Source organism: Nocardia wallacei (genome assembly GCF_029869545.1).
GTDB classification, from domain to species: Bacteria; Actinomycetota; Actinomycetes; order Mycobacteriales; family Mycobacteriaceae; genus Nocardia; species Nocardia wallacei_A.
In genome coordinates this window covers 1-20,453 of sequence record NZ_JARWQD010000165.1, presented here as the reverse complement: position 1 = coordinate 20,453, position 20,453 = coordinate 1, and the positions used below count along the sequence as shown (strand labels likewise).

Genomic DNA, 20,453 nt, shown 5'->3' with positions numbered 1-20,453 from the left:
GCCCCGGCCCGCGGCCCCCCCCGGGGGGGGGCCCGCCGCGGCCCTCCCCCCCCCGCCCCCCCGGGCCGGGGGCGGTTATTTACCCCCAACCCGGGCGCCCGGGCGCCCCCCCGGCCCGTTACGTCGCGAGTGACGGCTGGTCGACGACCCACAGCCACGATCCGTCCGGCTGGCGGCGAGCGACTTCCACGGTTGTCTCGCCGGTGGTCAGGGTGGTCGCCGTCAGTGCCAGATCGCCGCTCACCAGCGTCGGATGCTGCCGCCCCGGCGTGAGCACCGGTCCGGCCGCCACGAACTGCTCGTAGACCTTGCGGATCTCCGCATGCCCGGTCGCGAGGTTTCCCGGCGGGAATGCCAGCACGGCGTCCGGCTCGTACAACGCCACCAGCCCGTCGACATCGCCCGCGTTGGCGCGCTCGATGAAATACCCGGCCAGGTCGCTGGGGTCGGTGGCCATCTTCTTGTTCGTCATATCGACTAGGCTGCCAACCAAACACGACATCTTGTGTCGTGTATTTCTGCGAAGGTTTGTCGTATGCGCGCCGACCGCCTGGTCTCGCTGGTGCTGCTGCTGCGCCGGCACGGCCGGATGTCCGCGGCCACGCTCGCTCGCGAACTCGAGGTGTCGACCCGTACGGTGCTGCGCGATATCGAGGCGCTGTCGGCGGCCGGTGTTCCGGTCTACGCCGAACGCGGGCGGCACGGCGGTTTCGCCCTGCTGCCCGGATTCCGGACCGAGCTCACCGGGCTGAACCACGACGAGGCGCTCGCCCTGCTGGTCGCCGGATCACGCAGCGGCGCACAGGCATTCGGCCTCGGCGCGGCGCTGGCCTCGGCCATGCGCAAGGTGGTCGACGCGCTTCCCGAAGGCTCTCGCGATACCGCGGCCGGTGCGGCGCAGCGATTGCTCGTCGACCCGGAGGTCGACCTCCTCTCGCGTCCCCTGGCCGCCGAGGAGCTGCCCGACACCCTCGTGCGGGAGGTGCGTCGCGCGGTCTTCGCCGGGCACAAGCTGCGCATCCACTACGCGGCGGTCGACCGGACCCCGGCGTGGCGCACGGTGGATCCGATCGGCCTGGTCACCGTGCGCGGTCAGGGCTACCTGCTGGCCACGCGGTCCGGCGCGGACCGCACCTACCGGCTGTCGCGGATCCTCGCCGCCGAGGCGCTCCCCGAACCCGCCCAGCGGCCGGACCGGGTCGATCTGGACCGGGCATGGCAGGAACGCAGCACCCGGTTCCGGACCGGTGGCGACCAGGTCACCGTCCTGGTCCGGGTGCATCCGGCCCGGCGAGAGGAACTGGTGGGCACCGCGCTGACCGTCCGCGCCGAGGAGCCCGACGCCGACGACTGGCGGCGGCTGGAGGTGACCTTCCAGGATGTCCGGCATGCCGAATGGGCGATATGGCAGCTCGCCACGGACGCGGAAGCCCTTGCCCCGCAGTGGTTGCGCGACTCGCTGCACGGCCGGGCCGAAGCGATCGCCCACCGCTATGGAACGTCGTCCTGAGCCGGGCGCAGGCTCTATGGTGAGCCGATGGCATCGGTCAAAAAGGTCCAGGTCACCTTCGACTGCGCGGAGCCCGAGCGCGTCGCTCGTTTCTGGTGCGAGGTGCTGGGGTATGTCGTCCCGCCGCCGCCGGAGGGGTTCGCCGACTGGGACGCCTACGATCGCACGCTGCCGCCCGAGCGCCGGGGCGCGTCGTTCGCGTGCGTCGATCCCACGGGTGTGGGTCCGCGGCTGTTCTTCCAGCGTGTGCCCGAGGGCAAGGTCGTCAAGAATCGCGTGCATCTCGACGTGCGGGTCGGCACCGGGCTGGTGGGCGAACAACGCCTGGCGGCACTGGAATCGGAATGCGCGCGGCTGATTGCGCTGGGCGCGGTCCGGGTGCGGCTGCTGCCCGCCGACGACGAGAACGAGTCCACCCTCGTCATGCAGGACATCGAAGGAAACGAGTTCTGCCTCGACTGAGCGGCTACGCTGCGTGAGATGGTCCCGCTGTCTCATGCCGCCGCCTTCGCCGTCGCCGCCTTCGTCCTCATCGTCATCCCGGGTCCCAACGTGCTGTTCGCGATCGGTCGAGCGCTGACCCTGGGACGCCGGTCCGCGGTCCTGTCGGTCGCGGGCACCGTCGCCGGATCGTTCGTCCCGCTGGCCGCGGTGGCGTTCGGGCTGGGCGCGGTATTGACGGCCTCGGCGACGGTGTTCCTGATCGTGAAGATCGCCGGGGCCGCGTACCTGATCTATCTGGGCGTCATGGCGATTCGGCAGCGCAAGCAACTGGCGTCGACCCTGCGGTCGGGGGCCCCGGCCGCCGACGGCAGGCGGGTGCTGCGGCAGGGGTGTCTCGTCGGCGCCACCAACCCCAAGACGATCGTGTTCTTCGGCGCGGTCCTCCCCCAGTTCACCGATCCGGCCCGCGGTCCCCTGCCCGCACAGTTGCTGACCCTGGGTGCCGTTTTCCTTGCCATCCAGGCGCTTTCGGACGGGAGCTGGGCGCTGCTCGCGGCCACGGCCCGGTCGTGGTTCGCCCGCTCACCCCGGCGCCTCGAGACCGTCGGCGGCACCGGCGGGTTGATGATCATCGGAGTCGGCGCCGGTGTGGCATTGACCGGGAACAGCTGATCGCGTGCGCTCGATGTCGTGGCGGCGGGGCGGTCAGCGGCGTCTGCGTTGTCTCGACGGTTTCCCGTTGCCGGTGAGCGGCGGGATGCTGTCGGCGCTGTGGGCGAGCATGGCCAGACCGGCGTCGTGGATGAGCGTGTCCAGGTCGCCGAGCACGATGCCCACGGCGTCGCTGGCGGCCCGCATCTGTTCCGGGGTGGTGTGGGGCTGATCGAAGATGGCCTGCAGCGTGTGCAGTTGCAGGCCGACGTCGAACAGGTGGCGGACCAGGCGCTCGCAGGCGAGTGTGGCCGTATCGCCGGTCAGGTTCGGGACGGGATCGAAGAACGGGTGCGGTGATGTGGTGGTGGTTACCGCGGGGAGCGCAGCATCCATAGCATCTCCTGAATCTCGTGCAAACGGATTCCGAAGCCGCGCTGCAGGACTCGGGAAGACGGGTGCGGGAACAAACGACCTGCTGAGAGTGTACGCCCCCGGCCCCCGAGACCAGGGGCATGGCCAGCCGCCACGGATCTATGCGAACATATGTTCGTGTCCGATCGCCCCCGGTTCCCCAGTCGCGGGCCTGATGCTGCCGGGCGGCGGATGGCGGAGCGGGCGGAGGCGTCGATCCTGCACGCGGATCTGGATTCGTTCTATGCCTCGGTGGAGCAGCGGGACGCGCCGTGGTTGCGGGGCAAGCCGGTGATCGTGGGCGGCGGGGTGGTGCTCGCGGCCAGTTACGAGGCCAAGGCGCTCGGGGTGCGCACGCCGATGAATGCCGGTCAGGCGCTGCGGATCTGCCCGCACGCGATCGTGGTGCCGCCGCGCATGTCGGCGTATTCGCAGGCCAGCAAGGCGGTGTTCGAGATCTTCCGCAATACCACGCCGGAGGTCGAGGGCATATCGATCGATGAGGCGTTCCTCGACGTGGGCGGGCTGCGGCGGATCGCGGGCGACCCCGTGCGGATCGCCCGCGAGCTCCGCGCCGACGTCCGCGAGCAGGTCGGGCTCCCCATCTCGGTCGGCGTGGCGCGCACCAAGTTTCTCGCCAAGGTGGCCAGCGCGGTGTCCAAGCCCGACGGGTTGCTGGAGGTGCCGCCGGACGGCGAACTGGACTTCCTGCATCCCCTGCCGGTCGAAAGGCTGTGGGGCGTAGGCGAAGTCACCGCCGCCACACTGCACGACCACGGCATCACGCGGATCGGGCAGCTGGCCGAACTCGGCGAGGGCTCGCTGTCGTCGATCCTGGGCCCGGCCGCGGCCCGGCACCTGTACGCGCTGTCGTGGGCCCGGGATCCGCGCCGGGTCGAGACCGGCCGGCGCCGCCGGTCGATCGGTGCGCAGCGGGCACTGGGCCGCAGGCATCGCACCCCCGACGAGATCGAGGCGTACCTGCACGGCCTCGCCGACCGGCTCGGGCACCGGCTGCGCGCCGCCGACCGGATGTGCCGAACCGTGGTGCTGCGCATGCGTTTCGACGATTTCACTCGCGCCACCCGCTCGCACACGCTGCCCGAGGCGACCGATCACAGCGGCACGATCCTGCGCGCCGCCCGCATCCTGCTGTCCGCGGCCATGCCGATGATTCAGCAGCGCGGCCTCACCCTCATCGGCCTGTCGCTGACCAACCTCGACGACGCCGATACCCTCCAGCTCACCCTCCCCTTCGAGCCCCGCGCCGGCGCGACCCTCGATGCCACGCTCGATCGGCTGCGCGACCGGTTCGGCGCGGGGACGGTCACGCGGGCGGCGCTGCTCGGCCGCGGTGAGGGGCTCTCGGTGCCGCTGCTGCCGGATTGACGGCTCTACTTGCGGGCGGATTCCAGCTTGCGCAGCAGCGCCGGATGCGTCACCGCCCACAGCACCGCGCCGATCCCGAGCAGGACGGCGGCGATCGCATACTGCTGCGTATTGCGATCGGTGAACGGGGTGACCAGGAAACCACACGTCAGTGCGCCGACGACGGGCAGCACGGTGGGTGTGCGGAAGTGCTGGTGCTCCACCGGATCTCGGCGCAGCACCAGGACGGCGATATTGACGATCGTGAACACCGCCAGCAGCAGCAGCGCCGTCGTGCCGCCCAGCTCGGGCACCTCGCCGACGAAGGTGATGAGGCCGACCGCCAGCGCGGCGGTGAACAGGATCGCCACCCACGGCGTGCGCCGGAAGGGATGGACGCGGCCGAGCGCGCCCGGTATGACGCCCTGGCGGGCCATGCCGTACAGCAGCCGGCTGGCCATCATCATGTTGATCAACGCCGTATTGGCGAGGGCGAACATGGTGATGAAGGCGAAGATCCGGGTCGGGAAGGCGGGCGCGCCGATCTCCACCACCTTCAGCAGCGGCGTATCGCCCACGCCGAGTTCCTGCAGCGGCACCAGCGCCACCGCGGTGATCGACACCAGCACGTACATCACGCCGGTGATGCACAGCCCGGACAGCAGAATCTTGGGGAAGATGCGGTTGGGTTCCTTGCACTCCTCGGCCATGTTCACCGAATCCTCGAAGCCGACCATCGCATAGAACGACAGCGTGGTGGCGACGATGACGCCGCCGAGCGCGGTGCGATCGCCGGTCTCGAATTCGATGATGCGGCTGAAGTCTCCGTTGCCGAATCCCAACGCCCACAGGCCGATTCCGACGACGATCAGCAGGCCGGTCAGCTCGACACAGGTGAGGACGACGTTGGACCACACGCTCTCGCTGACGCCGCGCAGGTTGATCACGCTCACCACCAGCATGAACGCCACCGCGACCAGCGTGATGCCGACGCCCGTGCTCAGATTCAGTTCGAATGCCTCGGCGAAATTGGCGGCGAACGCGCGGGCGCCGGTGGAGGCGGAGGTGAGGCCCGAGCTCATCACCGCGAAAGCGACCATGAATGTCACGAATTGGATGCCGAATGCCTTGTGCGTATACAGGGCGGCGCCGGCGGCGTTCGGATATTTCGTAACCAGTTCCAGATAACTGAAGCCGGTGATCATCGCGACCAGGAAGGCGACCACGAACGGCACCCACACGGCGCCGCCGACCTGCGCGGCGACCTTTCCGGTCAGCGCGTAGATGCCGGTACCGAGAATGTCGCCGACGATGAACAACAGCAGCAGGCCCGGCCCGATGACGCGTTTGAGCTGGGGTTCGGCGGTCCGATCGGGTTGCTCCGCCGCGATTTCGGCCATGGCGTCTCCTCGAATTCCCCGGCGCGGCCGGCAGCCCGCGCATGAATCTGGAATTTACCCGCTTCCCGGCGGCAGTATTCGGGAGTTGACGATTCGTTATGTGCGGCGGTCCGGGGCCGGGAGCAGACCGGCCGCCGCGAGATCGTCGAACAGCAGCTGGTCCACCGGGGGCACGAGCGCGCGGTCGGCGTAGCCGAACCACGCGATCTCGTCGATCTCGCTGCTGGGTTCGATCGTACCGGCATAGTCGGCGGTGTAGCAGGCCATGCGGACCAGACCCGCTGCGGCGCCGGGCAATTCGGCCTCATAGGTCCCGACGTGCACGACGGTTTCGGGGTCGAGTGCGACGGTCAGCTCCTCGTCGATCTCGCGCAGCAGCGTCTGTAGATCGCTCTCGGCGCCCTCGCGCTTACCGCCGGGAATGAAGAAGACATCCTTGCCGCGCGGCCGCGCGCACAGGATCCGCCCCTCCTCGATCAGCACCCACGCCACGGTATCGATGAGCCGCCGCCCCGATTCGGTCCGCATCGCCGCAGCCTACCGATACACCGTCGCCGCCCCTTCCTCCCCTTCATACGCAGCGGGCACACTCCCGTTCGTGCTGGGGCCCTCCGGCCGTCCGGGAAGGGACCGAAGTCCCTTGGGCGCGCCCGCAAACACACGGCATTGTGTGACGCGCGGGCCGCCGACCCCATCCCCCTGCGGGGGCCCGCACCCAAACTCTCCGTCCCGCCCGTACGCGCGGCGACCGCCACGACCCGCTGTGCTAGACAGAAACGCAATTGTTTCGCGAACGTGGAGGCGCCGGTGCTGCACAGTGACGCCCGCTCCGCCGTCGGCGAACTCATCGCGCAGCGGCATGCGGCGGGCAGCGAGCCCGGGCACCGCGGCGACGAGGCCCGGCTGGCCCTGGTGATCGAGGGCGGATCCTCGCGCGGGGTCTATTCCCACGGCATGGCGGCGGCGCTCGAGGAATTGGGGCTGCTGCGCTGTTTCGACGCGGTGTACGGGTCGTCCGCCGGGGCACTCAACGGCGCGTGGCTGCTGTGCGCGCGGGCCCGCGGCGCGCGGCGGGCGTGGCGCGGCGACATCATTCGGCGGGTCATCGCCCCGGCCCGGGGCCTGCGGGGCGGTCGAGCGGTCGACACCCGATATCTGGTGCACACGGTGTACGAGCGCCTCGTGCCGATGGATTTTCCGGCGATCCTCGCCAACCCGGTGACATTCCACCCGATCGGCACCGACGCGGCGAGCGGCGCCGCCGTCGACCTGCACCCGCACATCACCGATGTGGCAACCCTGCAGCGCGCCCTGCGGGCGACCACGTGCCTGCCGATCCTGGCCGGACGCCCGGTGTCGCTCGGCGGTCACCGCTACGTCGACGCGGGCCTGTCGGAGTCGATCCCGATCCACACCACCCTGGCCCAGGGCGCCACCCACGCCCTGGTCCTGCGCACCCGCCGGACCGACGAAATCCCCAGCGCCCCTTCCGCACTGGAGCTCCGCGTGGTCACCCGCTTCCTGCGCCGCCACGCCCCGGGCGTGATCGACTCCTGGCGCACCCGCGCCGACCACCACGCCCGCGACGAACAGACCCTCGCCGACCACCCCGCGGTGCTGCAGATCCGCCCGCCGCTCGGCTCCCCCACCATCGGCCGCGTCGGGCGCGACGAGACCGTCCTGCTGCGCGCGTTCGACCTCGGCCGGGACGCCGCGGTCCGCGCGTTGGCGAACTACCTGACTCCCCTCACACCGCACCCATGATTCATGCACAACTTCGCATGCGTTGCTAGCCTGTCGCTGTGACTCCGAAACAGACCGATCTCCCCGAACCGTTCTGGAACCTCGAGACCCGGCTGTCGGCGGTGCTCTCGATGCTGGCTGGCTTCGTCGGCGCCGCCGCGTACACCCATTCTGCCGGATTTTTCGTCACTTTCATGACCGGGAATACCGAGCGCGCGATTCTCGGCAATTTTCTGGGCGATCACACCCTGGCCGGCGGCGCGCTGGCGCTGATCGTTTGCTTCGCGGTCGGCGTGATCGTGGCCTCGGTATGCCGTCGGCACTGGTGGCGCAACCACCCGCACGGTGCCACGGTGCTGGCGACGATCGTGCTGGCCTTCGCGGCGATCCTCGACCAGGTCCTGGCCGACCGCGACAAGGATCTGGGCCTGCCGCCGATCCTGTTCGTCTCCTTCGCCATGGGCGCGCTGAACACGTCGTTCGTGAAGAACGGCGAGGTCTCGATCCCGGTCACCTATGTCACGGGCACCCTGGTCAAGCTGGCTCAGGGCATCGAGCGCCACCTGTCCGGCGGAACGGCCCGCGACTGGCTCGGCTACGCGCTGCAGTACGGGTCCTTCGCCGGGGGTGCCGCCCTCGGTGGCGTGATCAGCCTCGTCATCGACGGTGGCGACATGCTCTACACCGCCGTGATCGGCTCGGCCATCGTCAGCGCCTATACCTGGTTCGCCGATCCCCGCTGGGCGCGCGACCACGAGGAGGTGAAAGCCCCGGAGACCGAACGGAACTGACATCGCGTGCGAATTTGCGGCGACTGCCGTCCTACACCGCATGCTTGGGCCGCTTGTCCATCAACCGCAGGATCAACGGCGTGAAGATGAGCTGCATCGCCAGCTCCATCTTCCCCCCGGGCACCACGATGCAGTTCGGCCGGGACATGAACGAATCGTGCAGCATCGACAGCAGATAGGGGAAGTCGATCACCTTCGGGTCCGCGAACCGGATCACCACGAAGCTCTCGTCCGCGGTCGGAATCGTGCGCGCGATGAACGGATTCGAGGTGTCCACCGTCGGCACGCGCTGGAAATTCACGTAGGTCCGGGAGAACTGCGGGCAGATGTACTTCACGTAGTCGGGCATGCGGCGCAGGATCGTGTCGATGACCGCCTCGCTGGAATATCCGCGATCGGTCTTGTCGCGAATGACCTTCTGAATCCACTCCAGGTTGATGATCGGCACGACGCCGACCAGCAGATCGGCGTATTGCGCGACATCGATGCCACCGGCGACCGCGGCCCCGTGCAACCCCTCGTAGAACAGCAGATCGCTGCCGGGTGCCAGCTCCTCCCACGGGGTGAACGTGCCGACCGGCTGCCCGTAGGGCTTGGCCTCCGCCTCGTCGTGCAGGTAGTGTCGCACCAGCCCGACGCCGGTGTTGCCGTAGTCGCGGAACAGCGTCTCGAGCTCCTCCAGCAGATTCGCCTCCGGCCCGAAATGCGAGAAGTGCAGATTGCGATTCTGCTCGGCCTCGGCCATCGCCAGTTTCATCTCGTTGCGGTCGAAGCGGTGGAAGGAATCGCCCTCGACGACGGCGGCGCTGATCCCCTCCCGCCGGAAGATCTCCTGGAAGGTCTTGGTGACACTGGTGGTCCCGGCGCCGGAGGATCCGGTGATGGCGACCACGGGATGTTTCAGTGACATCGCACCTCCACTGTGCTGCGGTGACATTCGGTGGCGTGCACCGACATTCAATGGCGCCCCGGGCGAAACAGCGAGCGGGTGCCGAACAGCGAGGCATCGAAGCTCGGGCCCTCGTCGGGTTCGCGGTGGTAGCGCTCGATCCGCTCGACCTCGTTGCGGGAACCCAGAATCAGCGGCACCCGCTGATGCAGCGCCCGCGGCCGGACCTCGAGCACCCGCTCCCCACCGGTGGTCGCCCACCCGCCCGCCTGCTCGACCACGAACGCGATCGGATTCGCCCCGTACAGCAGCGAAACCCGGCCCGGCCGTGCGGGATAGCGGGTGTCGTAGGGATACAGGTAGACCCCGCCGCGGGTCAGGATGTGGAAGGTGTCGGCGACCAGCGAGGCCACCCAGCGCATATTGAAATCCCGCCCGCGCGGCCCCTCCACGCCCTCCAGGCATTCGTGGACGTAGCGGCGCACCGGCCGCTCCCAGAATCGCTCGTTGGCGGCGTTGATCGCGAAACCCGATGTGTCCTCCGGAATTCGCAGGCGCGGATGGGTGAGCACGAACGCGCCGATCTCCCTATCCAGGGTGAAACCGTCCACGCCACTGCCGGTGGTGAGCACCAGCATGGTCGCCGGGCCGTACAGGGTGAAGCCCGCGCACACCTGGTGCACGCCGGGCTGCAGGAAGTCCCCGGCCTCGGCGGCGCGGCCGTCCTCCGGGGCGCGCAGGACGCTGAATATCGTTCCGACGGGCAGGTTCACATCGATGTTGGAGGAGCCGTCGAGCGGATCGAAGGCCAGCAGGTACTTGCCGCGCCGGTACTCGGTGGGGACCGGGTGGAACTCGTCCATCTGCTCCGACAGCAGCGCCGACAGCGGCCCGGTCCACTGCGATTCGGCCACCATGATGTCGTTGGCGATCGCGTCCATCCGGCGGTGCACCGTCGGGGGCAGGTTCTCCGCGGGCTGGGCGCCGAGGGATCCGACGATGCGGCCGCGGGTGACCTGGTTGGCGATGATCTTCGTCGCGGTGGCCAGCACATTGACCAGCGCGGAGAACTCGCCGGAGGAGCCGGGGTGGCGGTGCTCCTGCTCGATCGTGTACCGCGTCAGCGTCTTCAGTCCCTCGGGCATGGTCACTCCCTGCGAAAAACGCTGCTGCCGTAGACGTCCGCGGCGGTGAGGGTGGTCAGATCGGCCTTACCCAGCGGGCGATGCAACTCGACCAGACGCTTCGCCTGCCGTAACCGGCAGCGGTCCAGGGCATTGCGGACGCTGCGCCCGTTGGCGAAACGTGGCCGGGCCATGCGCAGTTCGAGATACCGCGCGAACGCCTCGGCGCCGTCCGGGTCGAAACGCAGGTGCAGATCGGCCACCATCAGGTCCGTGATCGCCCGCAGTTCGTCGTGACTGTAGTCGGGGAACTCGATGTGGTGGGCGACGCGGGAGGACAGGCCCGGATTGGCGGAGAAGAACGTCTCCATGCGGTCCGGATATCCCGCGAAGATCACCACCAGGCTGGCGCGCTCGGTCTCCATCTCCTGCAACAGGATCTCGATGACCTCCTGGCCGTAGTCGCGCTCGTTCTCCGGGCGGAACAGGTAGTACGCCTCGTCGATGAACAGCACCCCGCCCGCGGCCTTGACCAGGGCCTCCTTGGTCTTGGGCGCGGTGTGGCCGATGAACTGGCCCACCAGGTCGTCTCGGGTCACCGTGTGCACCTTCGGCTTCCGGAGGTGGCCGAGGGTGTGCAGCAGTTCGGCCATGCGCAGCGCCACGGTGGTCTTGCCGGTGCCCGGTCCGCCGGTGAAGCTCATATGCATGGTCGGTCGCGCCGCGGCCAGGCCGAAACGCTCGCGGGCGCGCTCGACGAGCAGTAAGGCGGCGATCTCGCGGACGCGGCGCTTCACACCGGCCAGGCCCACCAGTTCCCGGTCCAGGCGGGCCAGCGTGTCCTCGACGCGCCGACCGGCCAGGTCCGCCGAAAGATCCAGCAGCGCATCGTCGTTCAGCGGCGCGGCATCCTTCGGCGGCGCATCGTCCCCGTTGCCCGGTGACGGCGCGACCGGGCCGTTTCCGGCGTCCGGGCGATACATGCGGAACCCGGGCGTCCGCGCGCTCGGCGCGGCGCCCTGCTCGTTGTGCGCCGATCGGCGTTCGGGGGCCAACCCTGCCACTCCTGTCCGCACTCAGCCGCCGTAGCGGCGCCCGCCGGGCAGTTCGGTCGCGTACGCGTGCCATCCGTAGCGCTGGCGGCGGTCGTCGGACTCCGTGCGGGTCAGCACGAATCCCGGTTCGTCCGGCGGGCGTTGCACCAGGAAGCTCAGCGCCGTGGTCTGCCTGCCGTAGCTCGCGTCGTAGGCGTTGACGCGAATGTAGTGCTGCGGGAACGTATTGCGGCACGCTTCGATCTCGGCGAGCACACCGTCGGGCTCGTCCAGATCGAACAGCGGCAGCCCCCACATCTCCCAGTACACGTTGCGTGGATGCGGGTCGTCGGTGTATTCGATCGAAATCGGCCAGTTCTCCAGCAGCGCGGAGCGCACCTGGGCGGCGATCTCGGTGTCGGTGAGCGCGGGCAGATGGGAGAACGTCCCCTGACGAAGGTACATGGCGGATCCTCGGCTCTCAGCGGCTGGCGGTCGGGACGGCGTCGGGGGCATCGGTGGAGGTGTACTCGAAGGTGACATCGCCCCAGGTCGCCAGCGCCGCCTCGAGCGGACCGCAGGCCGCGGCCGCGCGCCGCAGCACGTCCGGTCCCTCCTTCAGCAGATCGCGGCCCTCGTTGCGGGCCTTGACCACCGCCTCCAACGCCACCCGATTGGCCTGCGCGCCCGCCGCGATGCCCATCGGGTGCCCGATGGTGCCGCCGCCGAACTGCAGCACCACATCGTCGCCGAACAGGTCCAGCAGCTGATGCATCTGGCCCGCGTGGATGCCGCCGGAGGCCACCGGCATCACCCCGGGCAGGCTCGCCCAGTGCTGGTCGAAGAAGATGCCGTTGCGTGGGTTCGCCGGAATGTGGTTGTCCCGCAACGTATCGTAGAAGCCCTGCACCGTATGCGGATCGCCCTCGAGCTTGCCGATGACGGTGCCCGCGTGCAGATGATCGACGCCGATCAACCGGCACCATTTGGCCAGCACCCGGAAGCTGACGCCGTGCGTCTTCTGCCGCGTGAACGTCGAATGCCCGGCGCGGTGCAGATGCAGCAGCATGCCGTTGCGCCGCGCCCAGTGCGACATCGACTGCATGGCGGTGTAACCGACGGTGAGGTCCATCATGATGATCACGCTGCCGAGCGATTTCGCGAATTCCGCGCGCTCGTACATGTCCTCCATCGAGGCCGCGGTGACATTGAGATAATGCCCCTTCAATTCTCCGGTTTCCGCGACAGCCCGGTTGACGCCCTCCATGGCGTACAGGTAGCGATCGCGCCACCGCATGAACGGCTGGGAGTTGATGTTCTCGTCGTCCTTGGTGAAATCGAGACCGCCCCTGCATGCCTCATACACCACCCGGCCGTAGTTTCGCGCCGACAGACCGAGTTTCGGTTTCACGGTGGCGCCCAGCAGCGGCCGTCCGTACTTCTCGAGATACTCCCGCTCCATCACCGTGCCGTGCGGCGGCCCCTGGAAGGTCTTGACGTAGGCCACCGGAATGCGCATGTCCTCCAGCCGCAACGCTTTCAGCGGTTTGAAACCGAAGACATTTCCGATCACCGAGGAGGTCAGATTCGTGATCGACCCCTCCTCGAAAAGATCGAGATCGTAGGCGACGTAGGCGAAATACTCCCCCGCCCGGCCCGGGACCTCGTCGACCCGATAGCATTTGGCGCGGTAGCGATCGTGCGCGGTCAGCCGGTCGGTCCACACGACAGTCCATGTGGCCGTGGAGGATTCGCCCGCCACCGCCGCGGCCGCCTCGATCGGGTCGACGCCCGGCTGCGGCGTCACCCGGAACACGGCGAGCACATCGGTATCGCTCGGTGAGTAGTCGGCGTCGTAGTATCCCATCGACGCGTAGGAGTGAACTCCCGGATCCCAGCGGTCGCGGGTGGATTCGTCGGCCATCGATTGCTCCTGTTCGCCGGGCTGCAGATCCAGAATGACCGGGGCGGTGCGGCCGAACAATCCGATTGTTTCTCGTCTCGCTCAACCGAATCGTTGAGTTTGCTACCGTCTGACGATGGGAAGGGTGAGCGCGGTTCGCATGGAAACCTTTCTCGCCGTGGCCCGTCACAACAGCATCCGCCGCGCCGCCGCGCAGCTGCACATCACCGAGGCCGCCGCCTCCGCCGCCGTCGCGCACATCGAAAAACAGCTCGGCGCGAAACTGATCGCGAAATCCGGCCGCGGCATCGCGCTCACCGAGGCCGGGCGCGTCTACGCCGAATATTGCCGCAGCATCCTCGGTTTGATGCAGGAGGCGCAGGCCGCGGTGCGCCGCGCCGAGACCGGGCGCCTGCGCATCGGTGTCGTCGCGACGGCGGGGGAATACGTGCTACTGCGGCCGCTGGTGTCCTTCCGCGACCGCTACCCGGACATCGAGGTCGGGCTGTCGATCCAGCCCCGCGACATCCTGTTCCTCGAATTACTGCATCACGAAACCGATCTCGTGATCGCGGGCCGACCGCCGCGCGAGACGGGGCTCGTCGTCCGGGCCCGCCGCCCCAGCCGCCTGGTGGTGGTCGGCGCCCCCGGCCACTGTGCCGATCCCCTGACCGCCACCTGGCTGCTGCGCGGCCACGGCTCCGGCACCCGCGAGACCACCCTCGCCCTGCTGGATCGCCTGCAGATCCGCCCGCCCACCCTCACCCTCGGCTCCCACGGCGCCGTCCTGGCCGCCGCGCGCGAGGGCCTGGGCGTGACACTGATCCACAGCGACGCGGTCGAAAACGATATCGCCACAGGCCTTTTGGAGCTGCCCCCGGTCGACGGCACCCCTTTGGACCGCCCGTGGCACGCGGTCACCACCCGCACCCCCACCCCCGCCGCCCGCCTGTTCCTTGGCCACCTCACCGACCCGGATCGCGTAGGCGCCGCCGCATTCCGCGCACACCAGCAATAGCGGCCCGGGCACCGAGCTCCCGGCGAAAAGCATGCCGGGAATAGGGACCGCGACATGGCGGGAAGGGAACACGGCATGGCGGGAAAAGGATACGCGGTATGCCGGGAATAGGGAGCGCGGCTGCCGGGAATACGGAACGTGGCAGGCCGGGAATAGGGGACGTGGCATGGCGGGGCCGCTGGCGGCACGCGCGCATGCGGGAACGGCGAGCAGGGTGAGCCTTTACCGCAGTTGCGGAATCACCTCGGCTGCAAGGCGTTCGGTTTGTTCGGGCTCGTCGAACATCGGGGTGAACAGGATCAGGTCGGCGCCCGCGTCGGCGACCTGCCGCACACCGCGGATGCAGTCCGCGGGTGTGCCCGAAACCGCGACGTCGGCGAAATTCGGTGGCGTCAGCACCTGCTCCTGCGTCCAGCCGCTGTCGAAGCCCAGCTCCTCCACCCGCCGCAGATGCGTGCGGAAGGCGGCCGGGTCGAAATCTCCGTCGGGATGGAACTGCGGTATCGAGATTCCGAAGCGCATGTCAGCCACCAACCGAGCGTAGGTGTGACGCATTCCATCCACCACCGTATTCATTTAGTTAGTACACAACAACTATATTACCGAGAGGTTCCATCCGCCTGCTGCCCTCCGGGAAGGACTCTCTTGGCTCCCGCTCAACCCGCCGGTGGCGTCGACGCCGGCGACGTGCAGACCATCCGCCGCCGGCTCCGCGTGGATCGCGATCACCCGCGCTACAAGTGGGTGGCGCTGTCGAACACCACGCTGGGCATGCTCATGGTGACGATCAACTCCTCGATCGTGATCATCTCGCTGCCCGCCATCTTCCGTGGCATCCATCTCAACCCGCTGTCGCCGGGCAATGTCAGCTACCTGCTGTGGTTGCTGATGGGCTTCCTGCTGACCTCCGCGGTGCTGGTGGTGATGTTCGGGCGGCTCGGCGACATGTACGGCCGCGTGCGCATCTACAACTTGGGCTTCGTCGTGTTCACCCTCTCGGCGATCGCGCTGTCGTTCGATCCGTTCGATCTCGGCGGCGGCGCCCTGTGGCTGATCATCTGGCGCATCATCCAGGGCGTCGGCGGCGCGATGCTGATGGCCAACTCCGCGGCCATCCTCACCGACGCCTTCCCCGCCGAACAGCGCGGCGTCGCGCTGGGCATCAATCAGGTTGCGGCCGTGGCCGGTTCGTTCCTCGGCCTGCTGATCGGCGGAATCCTGTCGGAGTGGGACTGGAAGGCCGTGTTCTGGGTGAGCGTGCCGATCGGCATCCTCGGCACGGTGTGGTCGTACCGGTCGCTGCACGACTTCGGCACCCGCAGCCCGGGCTCGCTGGACCTGCCCGGCACCCTGACCTTCGCGCTGGGCCTGACCGCGCTGCTCACCGGCATCACCTACGGCATCCAGCCGCACGGCAGCTCCAAGACCGGCTGGACCAATCCCTGGGTGCTGGCCGCGGTCGTCGGCGGCTTCCTGCTGCTGGCGGTGTTCTGCGTCATCGAGACCAAGGTGCGCCAGCCGATGTTCCAAATGTCGCTCTTGCGCAATCGCACCTTCGGGCTGGGCAATCTGGCGGGGCTGATGGCCTCGATCGGGCGCGGCGGCCTGCAGTTCATGCTGATCATCTGGTTGCAGGGCATCTGGCTTCCGCTGCACGGCTTCGACTTCGAGAGCACGCCGCTGTGGGCCGGTATCTACATGCTCCCGCTCACGGTCGGTTTCCTGGTGGCGGGCCCGATCTCGGGCTGGCTCAGCGACCGGTACGGCGCCCGCTCGTTCGCCGCCGGTGGGCTGGCCCTGGTCGCGATCACCTTCGTGCTGCTGGTCGTGATCCCGGTCGACTTCAACTATTGGCTGTTCGCCCTGATCATCCTGCTCAACGGCCTCGGGTCGGGCATGTTCACCTCGCCCAACACCGCCGAGGTGATGTCGGCGGTCCCGGCCTCGCAGCGCGGCGTCGCCTCCGGCATGCGGGCCACCCTGATGAACGGCGGCATGGCGCTGTCGATCGGGATCTTCTTCTCGCTGATGATCGTCGGCCTGTCCGGAACACTGCCCGGCGCAATGGATTCCGGCCTGCGCGAACAGGGCGTGTCGGCGCAGGTGGCGGGCGAGATGGCGAATATGCCACCGGTCGGCAGCCTGTTCGCCACCTTCCTCGGCTACAACCCGTTCGAGGAGCTGCTGGGCCCCACCGGGACCCTCGAGGAGCCGGGCGTCCACGCCGACGTGCTCACCGGGCAGGAGTTCTTCCCGCACTTGATCTCCGGGCCGTTCCACTCCGGACTGGTGGTGGTCTTCCTCGGTGCGGCGATCATGATGCTGATCGGGGCCATCGCCTCCTGGTTCGCGGGCGACAAGTACGTCGTCGACGAACAGGCGGAGCTGGCCGAGGCCGACCGGGAGGACACGGGCATACTTACGAATACGGACAGTGCCGACCCGGCAGCGACCCGCGTAGGAGCGAAAACCGGATGATCCAGCAGGAGCGGGCGCGCAGCGCCGAGCAGCTAGCCGAGGCGGCCGACCTCTACATGGCCCTCGGCCGGATCATCCGGCTGCTGCGCCGCTCCGGCGACCTCGGGTCGCTGAGCCCCGGATCGGCGGCCGCGCTGGCGACGCTGGTCCGCACCGGCCCGATGCGGCTGGGCGATCTCGCCGCCGCCGAACGGGTCACGGCACCGACGATGTCGCGGATCGTCTCGGCGCTGGAGAAGGTCGGCTATATCGTGCGCACCGCCGACCCGGTCGACGGGCGCGCGCAGTCACTGTCGGCCACCGAGCCCGCCCGCGCGCTCGTCAACGGCCTCACCTCGGCCCGCATCCAGCGTTTCGCCGACGCGCTCGACGATCTGGAGTCCGACGAGCGGGCGGCGCTGTCCAGCGCCATGACGAAACTGGTCGACCTGCTCGACGAGTAAGACTGCTCACTTTCCCGTACGTGGATGCCATTGTGGCTGCGCGGATTTGCGATATCTGATAGAAAAAGATCACTTCCTGCAGACAAAGATCTGGGTTGCTCACAACGTCGTGAGCCGGAGGTTCGAGCTCCCGGAGACCCATTCTGCACATTTTGCGGCTTTCGGAGCTCGGTACTGCTTTCCGGAGGAGAACCGCGATGACTGTCCGCTTCAACACCACGCCCCTCGAACCGCGTGACGACCTCGAAACCACCGACGACGCCGTGGTATGGCCCGAGCCGAGCCCGCTCTCGTCGTGGTGGCAGAAGGTGATGCAACCCCCGGCCGACCGGCGTCCCGCACCGCAGAAGCCCTGAATCCGTCGTCCCTGCGGAGGCCGGCAGCGCATTCCTGACCGCCGAATGGCCGTGATCGGCCCCTGGCCGATATCGCCTGCCTGCGCCGGAACGACGGATCGCATCATGCGGAAGACCCGCAGCGGTGGCAGGCGCACTTGACTTGGAGCCCGCTCCAGGTCGTAGCGTTCGAGCAGGTGAGCGAGCGCTCACCACTCGAACCGGTGTCACCTAGGAGGACTCCCGCATGATCGCGACCAGGAAACTCGGCGAGCTGACCGTGGGTGCGCAGGGGCTCGGCTGCATGGGCATGAGCCAGGCCTACGGCGTGCGCGACAACGACGACGAGTCGATCGCCACCATTCATCGCGCGCTGGACCTGGGCGTCACGCTGTTCGACACCTCCGACGTCTACGGACCGGAGACCAACGAGCGGCTGCTCGGCCGTGCCCTCGCCGACCGCCGCGACCGGGCGGTGGTGGCGACCAAGTTCGGCATCGTCTGGGGTGCGGACGGCTCGATGGCGGCGCGCGGTGATGCCGCCTACGTCAAGCAGTGCTGCGACGAATCGCTGGCCCGGCTCGGCGTCGACCACATCGACCTGTACTACCAGCACCGCGTCGACCCGAACGTGCCGATCGAGGAGACCTGGGGCGCGCTGTCCGAGCTGGTCGCCGCGGGCAAGGTGCGGTATCTGGGCATCTCCGAGGCGGCGCCCGGGGCCCATGGCGGGGCGCCCCCCCGGGGCCCCGGGGCGGGGGGGGAGGGCGGATGGTGGGGGGGGGGGGGGGGGGTGGGGGGGGTTGGGGGCCCCCGGGGGCGGCGCCCCCCCCCCCCGGGCGCGCCCCCCACGCCGTGCACCCGGTGACGGCGCTGCAGAGCGAATGGTCGCTGTGGACGCGGGAGATCGAGGCCGAGGTGGTGCCGACCTGCCGGGAGCTGGGCATCGGCATCGTGCCGTTCTCGCCGCTGGGCCGCGGCTTCCTCACCGGAGCCGTCACCTCCACCGCGGATCTGCCCGCCGACGATATGCGCCGCAACCTCCCCCGCTTCGCCGACGGCAACTTCGACCGCAATCTCGCCATCGTCGACGCGCTGCGCCGGATCGCCGACGAAAAGGGCGTCACCGCAGGGCAATTGGCGCTGGCGTGGGTGCAGAGCCGCGGCGCGGACGTGGTGCCGATCCCGGGCACCAAGCGCCGCACCTACCTCGAACAGAACATCGCGGCGGTCGATATCGAGCTCAGCGCGGAGGATACCGCGCGCATCGAGGCGGCCGCCCCGGCCGACGCCGTGGCCGGTGCACGGTATCCCGAACACCTCGCCCGCGCCGCGGGCAAGTAGGAGCGGTTCGGTTCGGGCGCAGCCGATCCCGGCCCGTGATCAGTCGTCCGGTTCGGTCAATGCCGCCGCCGTGCGGCCGAGGTGCGCAGCCAGTGTCGCGCAGGCGGTCTCGGCGTCGCGCGCCAGCACCGCCTGTTCCAGCCGGCGGTGCTCCTCGGCGCCGTCGCGGGCCGGGCTGCGCCGGGCCGACCAGCGGCGTGCCAGTTCGCTCGCGACCCACAGGCGGTCGAAGGTCTCGAGCAGGGCCGGATTTCCGCAGCCTTCCAGCAGGGTGCGGTGGAAGACCCGATGGGCCTGCGACCATGCCTCGCTGTAGTACTCCCCCTCCTCGGGGACGAATGCCGGTGTGCGAGTGAGCCGATGGTGGGCGGCCCGGACGCGGGCCTCCCAGTCGAGGTCACCGCGCTCGATGGACAGGCGCAGCACGGCCGGTTCGATGGTCCGGCGGGCCTCGGCGATCTCCTGCCAGCGACGGTCGGAGAACGCCGGGACCGCGAAGCCGCGATTGGGCAGCCGGTCGGCCAGGCCCTCCCCGACCACCCGCACGAGCGCCTCGCGCACCACGGCCAGGCTGACGCCCCGCTCCCTGGCGAGATCTTGCGGCTTGAGGGCGTCGCCCGGGGCGTAGTCCCCGCGCATGATCGCATTCCGCAGGTGTGCGTGGACCTGCTCGGAGAGCATTTGCTTGTCCGGGGTCATCTTCGCAGCATAGACGATTCGATCAATAATCGATTATTTCTGTTATGGTCGATCATAGTCTCACCCTCCGCTCGAAAGGTACGACTCGATGAGCGTCCACGATCCCGCCGTCCACCCCGCCGAACGACTCGAGGTTTCCCGATTCGTCCCCGCCCCCGCCGCCGCGATCTTCGCGGTGCTCACCGACCCGAAGGGGCACGTGGATATCGATGCGTCGGGAATGCTCATGGACGCGGAGGGCGCGCCGGTCGAGAAGGTCGGCGACCGGTTCGTGGTTCATATGGACCGCGAAGCGCTCGGCGACCGGCCGCTGGGCAAGTACGACGTCGAGGTGGTGATCACCCGGCTCGCTCCGGAGCGGGAGATCGCCTGGACCGTCGAAGCCGGGACCCGGCCCCATGTCCGCCACGTCTACGGCTACCGGCTGCAGCCCGCCGCGGACGGCACCCTCGTCACCTCCTACTACGACTGGTCCGAGCTCAGCGACGAATGGAAGCAGCACCTGACCTTCCCCGTCGTGCCGGAATCCGCACTCAAGGCCACCCTCGGAATCCTCGAGCGCACCGTCCGTCGGCGCCTCGCCGCCTGATCGGACACCGCCGGGGGGGGGGGGGGGGGGGGGGGGGGGGGGCGGGGGCGGGGGGGGGGGGGCGGGGGGGGGGGGGGGGGGGGGGGGGGGGGGGGCGGGGGGGGGGGGCGGCCCGCCCCGCGGCCGCCCGGGCGGGGGGGGGGGGGGGGGCCCCGCGCGCGGCCCCCCCCCCCCCCCCCCCCCCCCCACGGCCGTCCTCACCGCGACCCCGGAGCAGGTGCGACGTCTGGTGGAGCCGGTGCGCGGCGCGGTCGCGATCACGGCCGTGGACGGTCC

23 protein-coding genes and 1 pseudogene are annotated in these 20,453 nt (G+C 69.2%); 13 read left to right on the top strand and 11 right to left on the bottom strand.

Annotation, left to right across the window (positions count from 1 at the left end; all coding sequences use genetic code 11):
- Nucleotides 1-118: 118 nt before the first annotated feature.
- Nucleotides 119-472, bottom strand: a complete 354-nt coding sequence (locus tag QH290_RS13785; RefSeq protein WP_280383164.1) for a YybH family protein — start codon at nt 470-472, stop codon at nt 119-121.
- A 63-nt stretch (nt 473-535) separates the two neighbouring features.
- On the opposite strand from QH290_RS13785, the gene QH290_RS13780 reads away from it, so the two are divergent.
- Genes QH290_RS13780 through QH290_RS13770 form a run of 3 tightly spaced genes read left to right on the top strand, consistent with a single transcriptional unit; the run spans nt 536 to nt 2,626 of the window.
- Nucleotides 536-1,510 (top strand): helix-turn-helix transcriptional regulator, encoded by a 975-nt coding sequence (locus QH290_RS13780; RefSeq protein WP_280383162.1) that lies wholly within the window; start codon nt 536-538, stop codon nt 1,508-1,510.
- 27 nt (nt 1,511-1,537) lie between these two features.
- A complete protein-coding gene (locus tag QH290_RS13775; RefSeq protein WP_280383160.1) occupies nt 1,538-1,972 on the top strand; it encodes a VOC family protein in 435 nt (144 codons plus the stop codon).
- A gap of 18 nt (nt 1,973-1,990) precedes the next feature.
- Complete coding sequence (locus tag QH290_RS13770; protein WP_280383158.1) at nt 1,991-2,626, top strand: LysE family translocator; 636 nt, start codon at nt 1,991-1,993, stop codon at nt 2,624-2,626.
- Nucleotides 2,627-2,659: 33 nt separating this feature from the next.
- On the opposite strand, the gene QH290_RS13765 is transcribed toward QH290_RS13770, so the two are convergent.
- The gene (locus QH290_RS13765; RefSeq protein WP_280383156.1) at nt 2,660-3,001 is read right to left on the bottom strand and encodes a hypothetical protein; all 342 of its coding nucleotides are present in this window, start codon (nt 2,999-3,001) and stop codon (nt 2,660-2,662) included.
- A gap of 150 nt (nt 3,002-3,151) precedes the next feature.
- Between QH290_RS13765 and dinB the strand changes: the two genes are divergently transcribed.
- Entirely contained in the window at nt 3,152-4,408 is a 1,257-nt protein-coding gene (gene dinB / locus QH290_RS13760; RefSeq protein ID WP_425303599.1) for a DNA polymerase IV, read from the top strand.
- Nucleotides 4,409-4,413: 5 nt separating this feature from the next.
- Here the strand turns inward: dinB and QH290_RS13755 are convergent, their stop codons facing one another.
- Both QH290_RS13755 and QH290_RS13750 read right to left on the bottom strand, forming a co-directional pair.
- Nucleotides 4,414-5,787: an APC family permease gene (locus QH290_RS13755; protein WP_280265473.1), complete on the bottom strand. Its 1,374-nt coding sequence runs from the start codon at nt 5,785-5,787 to the stop codon at nt 4,414-4,416.
- A 96-nt stretch (nt 5,788-5,883) separates the two neighbouring features.
- Nucleotides 5,884-6,315, bottom strand: coding sequence for an NUDIX hydrolase (locus tag QH290_RS13750; RefSeq protein WP_280265472.1), 432 nt, complete (start codon nt 6,313-6,315; stop codon nt 5,884-5,886).
- A 279-nt stretch (nt 6,316-6,594) separates the two neighbouring features.
- On the opposite strand from QH290_RS13750, the gene QH290_RS13745 reads away from it, so the two are divergent.
- Both QH290_RS13745 and QH290_RS13740 read left to right on the top strand, forming a co-directional pair.
- Nucleotides 6,595-7,551 (top strand): patatin-like phospholipase family protein, encoded by a 957-nt coding sequence (locus tag QH290_RS13745; protein ID WP_280383151.1) that lies wholly within the window; start codon nt 6,595-6,597, stop codon nt 7,549-7,551.
- Between the two features lie 38 nt (nt 7,552-7,589).
- Nucleotides 7,590-8,321 carry a YoaK family protein gene (locus tag QH290_RS13740; protein WP_280265470.1) on the top strand — a complete coding sequence of 244 codons (732 nt, stop codon included), beginning with the start codon at nt 7,590-7,592 and terminating at the stop codon, nt 8,319-8,321.
- 31 nt (nt 8,322-8,352) lie between these two features.
- Here QH290_RS13740 and QH290_RS13735 read toward each other — a convergent pair whose 3' ends face one another.
- From QH290_RS13735 to QH290_RS13715, 5 genes are read right to left on the bottom strand one after another with little or no spacing between them, the layout of a single operon-like run.
- Nucleotides 8,353-9,231, bottom strand: a complete 879-nt coding sequence (locus QH290_RS13735) for a phosphoribulokinase (protein WP_280265469.1) — start codon at nt 9,229-9,231, stop codon at nt 8,353-8,355.
- Nucleotides 9,232-9,278: 47 nt separating this feature from the next.
- Nucleotides 9,279-10,355 (bottom strand): class 1 fructose-bisphosphatase, encoded by a 1,077-nt coding sequence (locus QH290_RS13730; protein WP_280383149.1) that lies wholly within the window; start codon nt 10,353-10,355, stop codon nt 9,279-9,281.
- 2 nt (nt 10,356-10,357) lie between these two features.
- Nucleotides 10,358-11,410: an AAA family ATPase gene (locus tag QH290_RS13725; RefSeq protein ID WP_280383146.1), complete on the bottom strand. Its 1,053-nt coding sequence runs from the start codon at nt 11,408-11,410 to the stop codon at nt 10,358-10,360.
- Nucleotides 11,411-11,833 carry a ribulose bisphosphate carboxylase small subunit gene (locus QH290_RS13720; protein WP_280383144.1) on the bottom strand — a complete coding sequence of 141 codons (423 nt, stop codon included), beginning with the start codon at nt 11,831-11,833 and terminating at the stop codon, nt 11,411-11,413.
- Nucleotides 11,834-11,849: 16 nt separating this feature from the next.
- Nucleotides 11,850-13,292, bottom strand: coding sequence for a form I ribulose bisphosphate carboxylase large subunit (locus QH290_RS13715; protein ID WP_280265465.1), 1,443 nt, complete (start codon nt 13,290-13,292; stop codon nt 11,850-11,852).
- A 115-nt stretch (nt 13,293-13,407) separates the two neighbouring features.
- Here QH290_RS13715 and QH290_RS13710 point away from each other — a divergent pair, with 115 nt between their 5' ends.
- Nucleotides 13,408-14,289: a LysR family transcriptional regulator gene (locus tag QH290_RS13710; protein WP_280265464.1), complete on the top strand. Its 882-nt coding sequence runs from the start codon at nt 13,408-13,410 to the stop codon at nt 14,287-14,289.
- A gap of 222 nt (nt 14,290-14,511) precedes the next feature.
- On the opposite strand, the gene QH290_RS38070 is transcribed toward QH290_RS13710, so the two are convergent.
- Nucleotides 14,512-14,820, bottom strand: a complete 309-nt coding sequence (locus QH290_RS38070; protein WP_280383142.1) for a beta/alpha barrel domain-containing protein — start codon at nt 14,818-14,820, stop codon at nt 14,512-14,514.
- 240 nt (nt 14,821-15,060) lie between these two features.
- Here QH290_RS38070 and QH290_RS13700 point away from each other — a divergent pair, with 240 nt between their 5' ends.
- The 5 genes and pseudogenes from QH290_RS13700 (at nt 15,061) to QH290_RS13680 (ending at nt 18,889) form a co-directional block, all read left to right on the top strand.
- Nucleotides 15,061-16,767, top strand: a complete 1,707-nt coding sequence (locus QH290_RS13700; RefSeq protein ID WP_280383166.1) for an MFS transporter — start codon at nt 15,061-15,063, stop codon at nt 16,765-16,767.
- The gene (locus QH290_RS13695) at nt 16,764-17,210 is read left to right on the top strand and encodes a MarR family winged helix-turn-helix transcriptional regulator (protein ID WP_280265462.1); all 447 of its coding nucleotides are present in this window, start codon (nt 16,764-16,766) and stop codon (nt 17,208-17,210) included. Before QH290_RS13700 ends, QH290_RS13695 begins: the two co-directional genes overlap by 4 nt.
- 197 nt (nt 17,211-17,407) lie before the next feature.
- Entirely contained in the window at nt 17,408-17,566 is a 159-nt protein-coding gene (locus QH290_RS13690) for a hypothetical protein (RefSeq protein WP_280265461.1), read from the top strand.
- A gap of 283 nt (nt 17,567-17,849) precedes the next feature.
- Nucleotides 17,850-18,283, top strand: a pseudogene (locus QH290_RS13685) (aldo/keto reductase); the annotation flags it as partial.
- A 126-nt stretch (nt 18,284-18,409) separates the two neighbouring features.
- Nucleotides 18,410-18,889: an aldo/keto reductase gene (locus tag QH290_RS13680; RefSeq protein ID WP_280383140.1), complete on the top strand. Its 480-nt coding sequence runs from the start codon at nt 18,410-18,412 to the stop codon at nt 18,887-18,889.
- 39 nt (nt 18,890-18,928) lie between these two features.
- Here QH290_RS13680 and QH290_RS13675 read toward each other — a convergent pair whose 3' ends face one another.
- The gene (locus tag QH290_RS13675; protein WP_280264914.1) at nt 18,929-19,588 is read right to left on the bottom strand and encodes a GntR family transcriptional regulator; all 660 of its coding nucleotides are present in this window, start codon (nt 19,586-19,588) and stop codon (nt 18,929-18,931) included.
- Nucleotides 19,589-19,676: 88 nt separating this feature from the next.
- Between QH290_RS13675 and QH290_RS13670 the strand changes: the two genes are divergently transcribed.
- Nucleotides 19,677-20,177, top strand: a complete 501-nt coding sequence (locus QH290_RS13670) for an SRPBCC family protein (RefSeq protein WP_280383138.1) — start codon at nt 19,677-19,679, stop codon at nt 20,175-20,177.
- Nucleotides 20,178-20,453 lie beyond the last annotated feature (276 nt).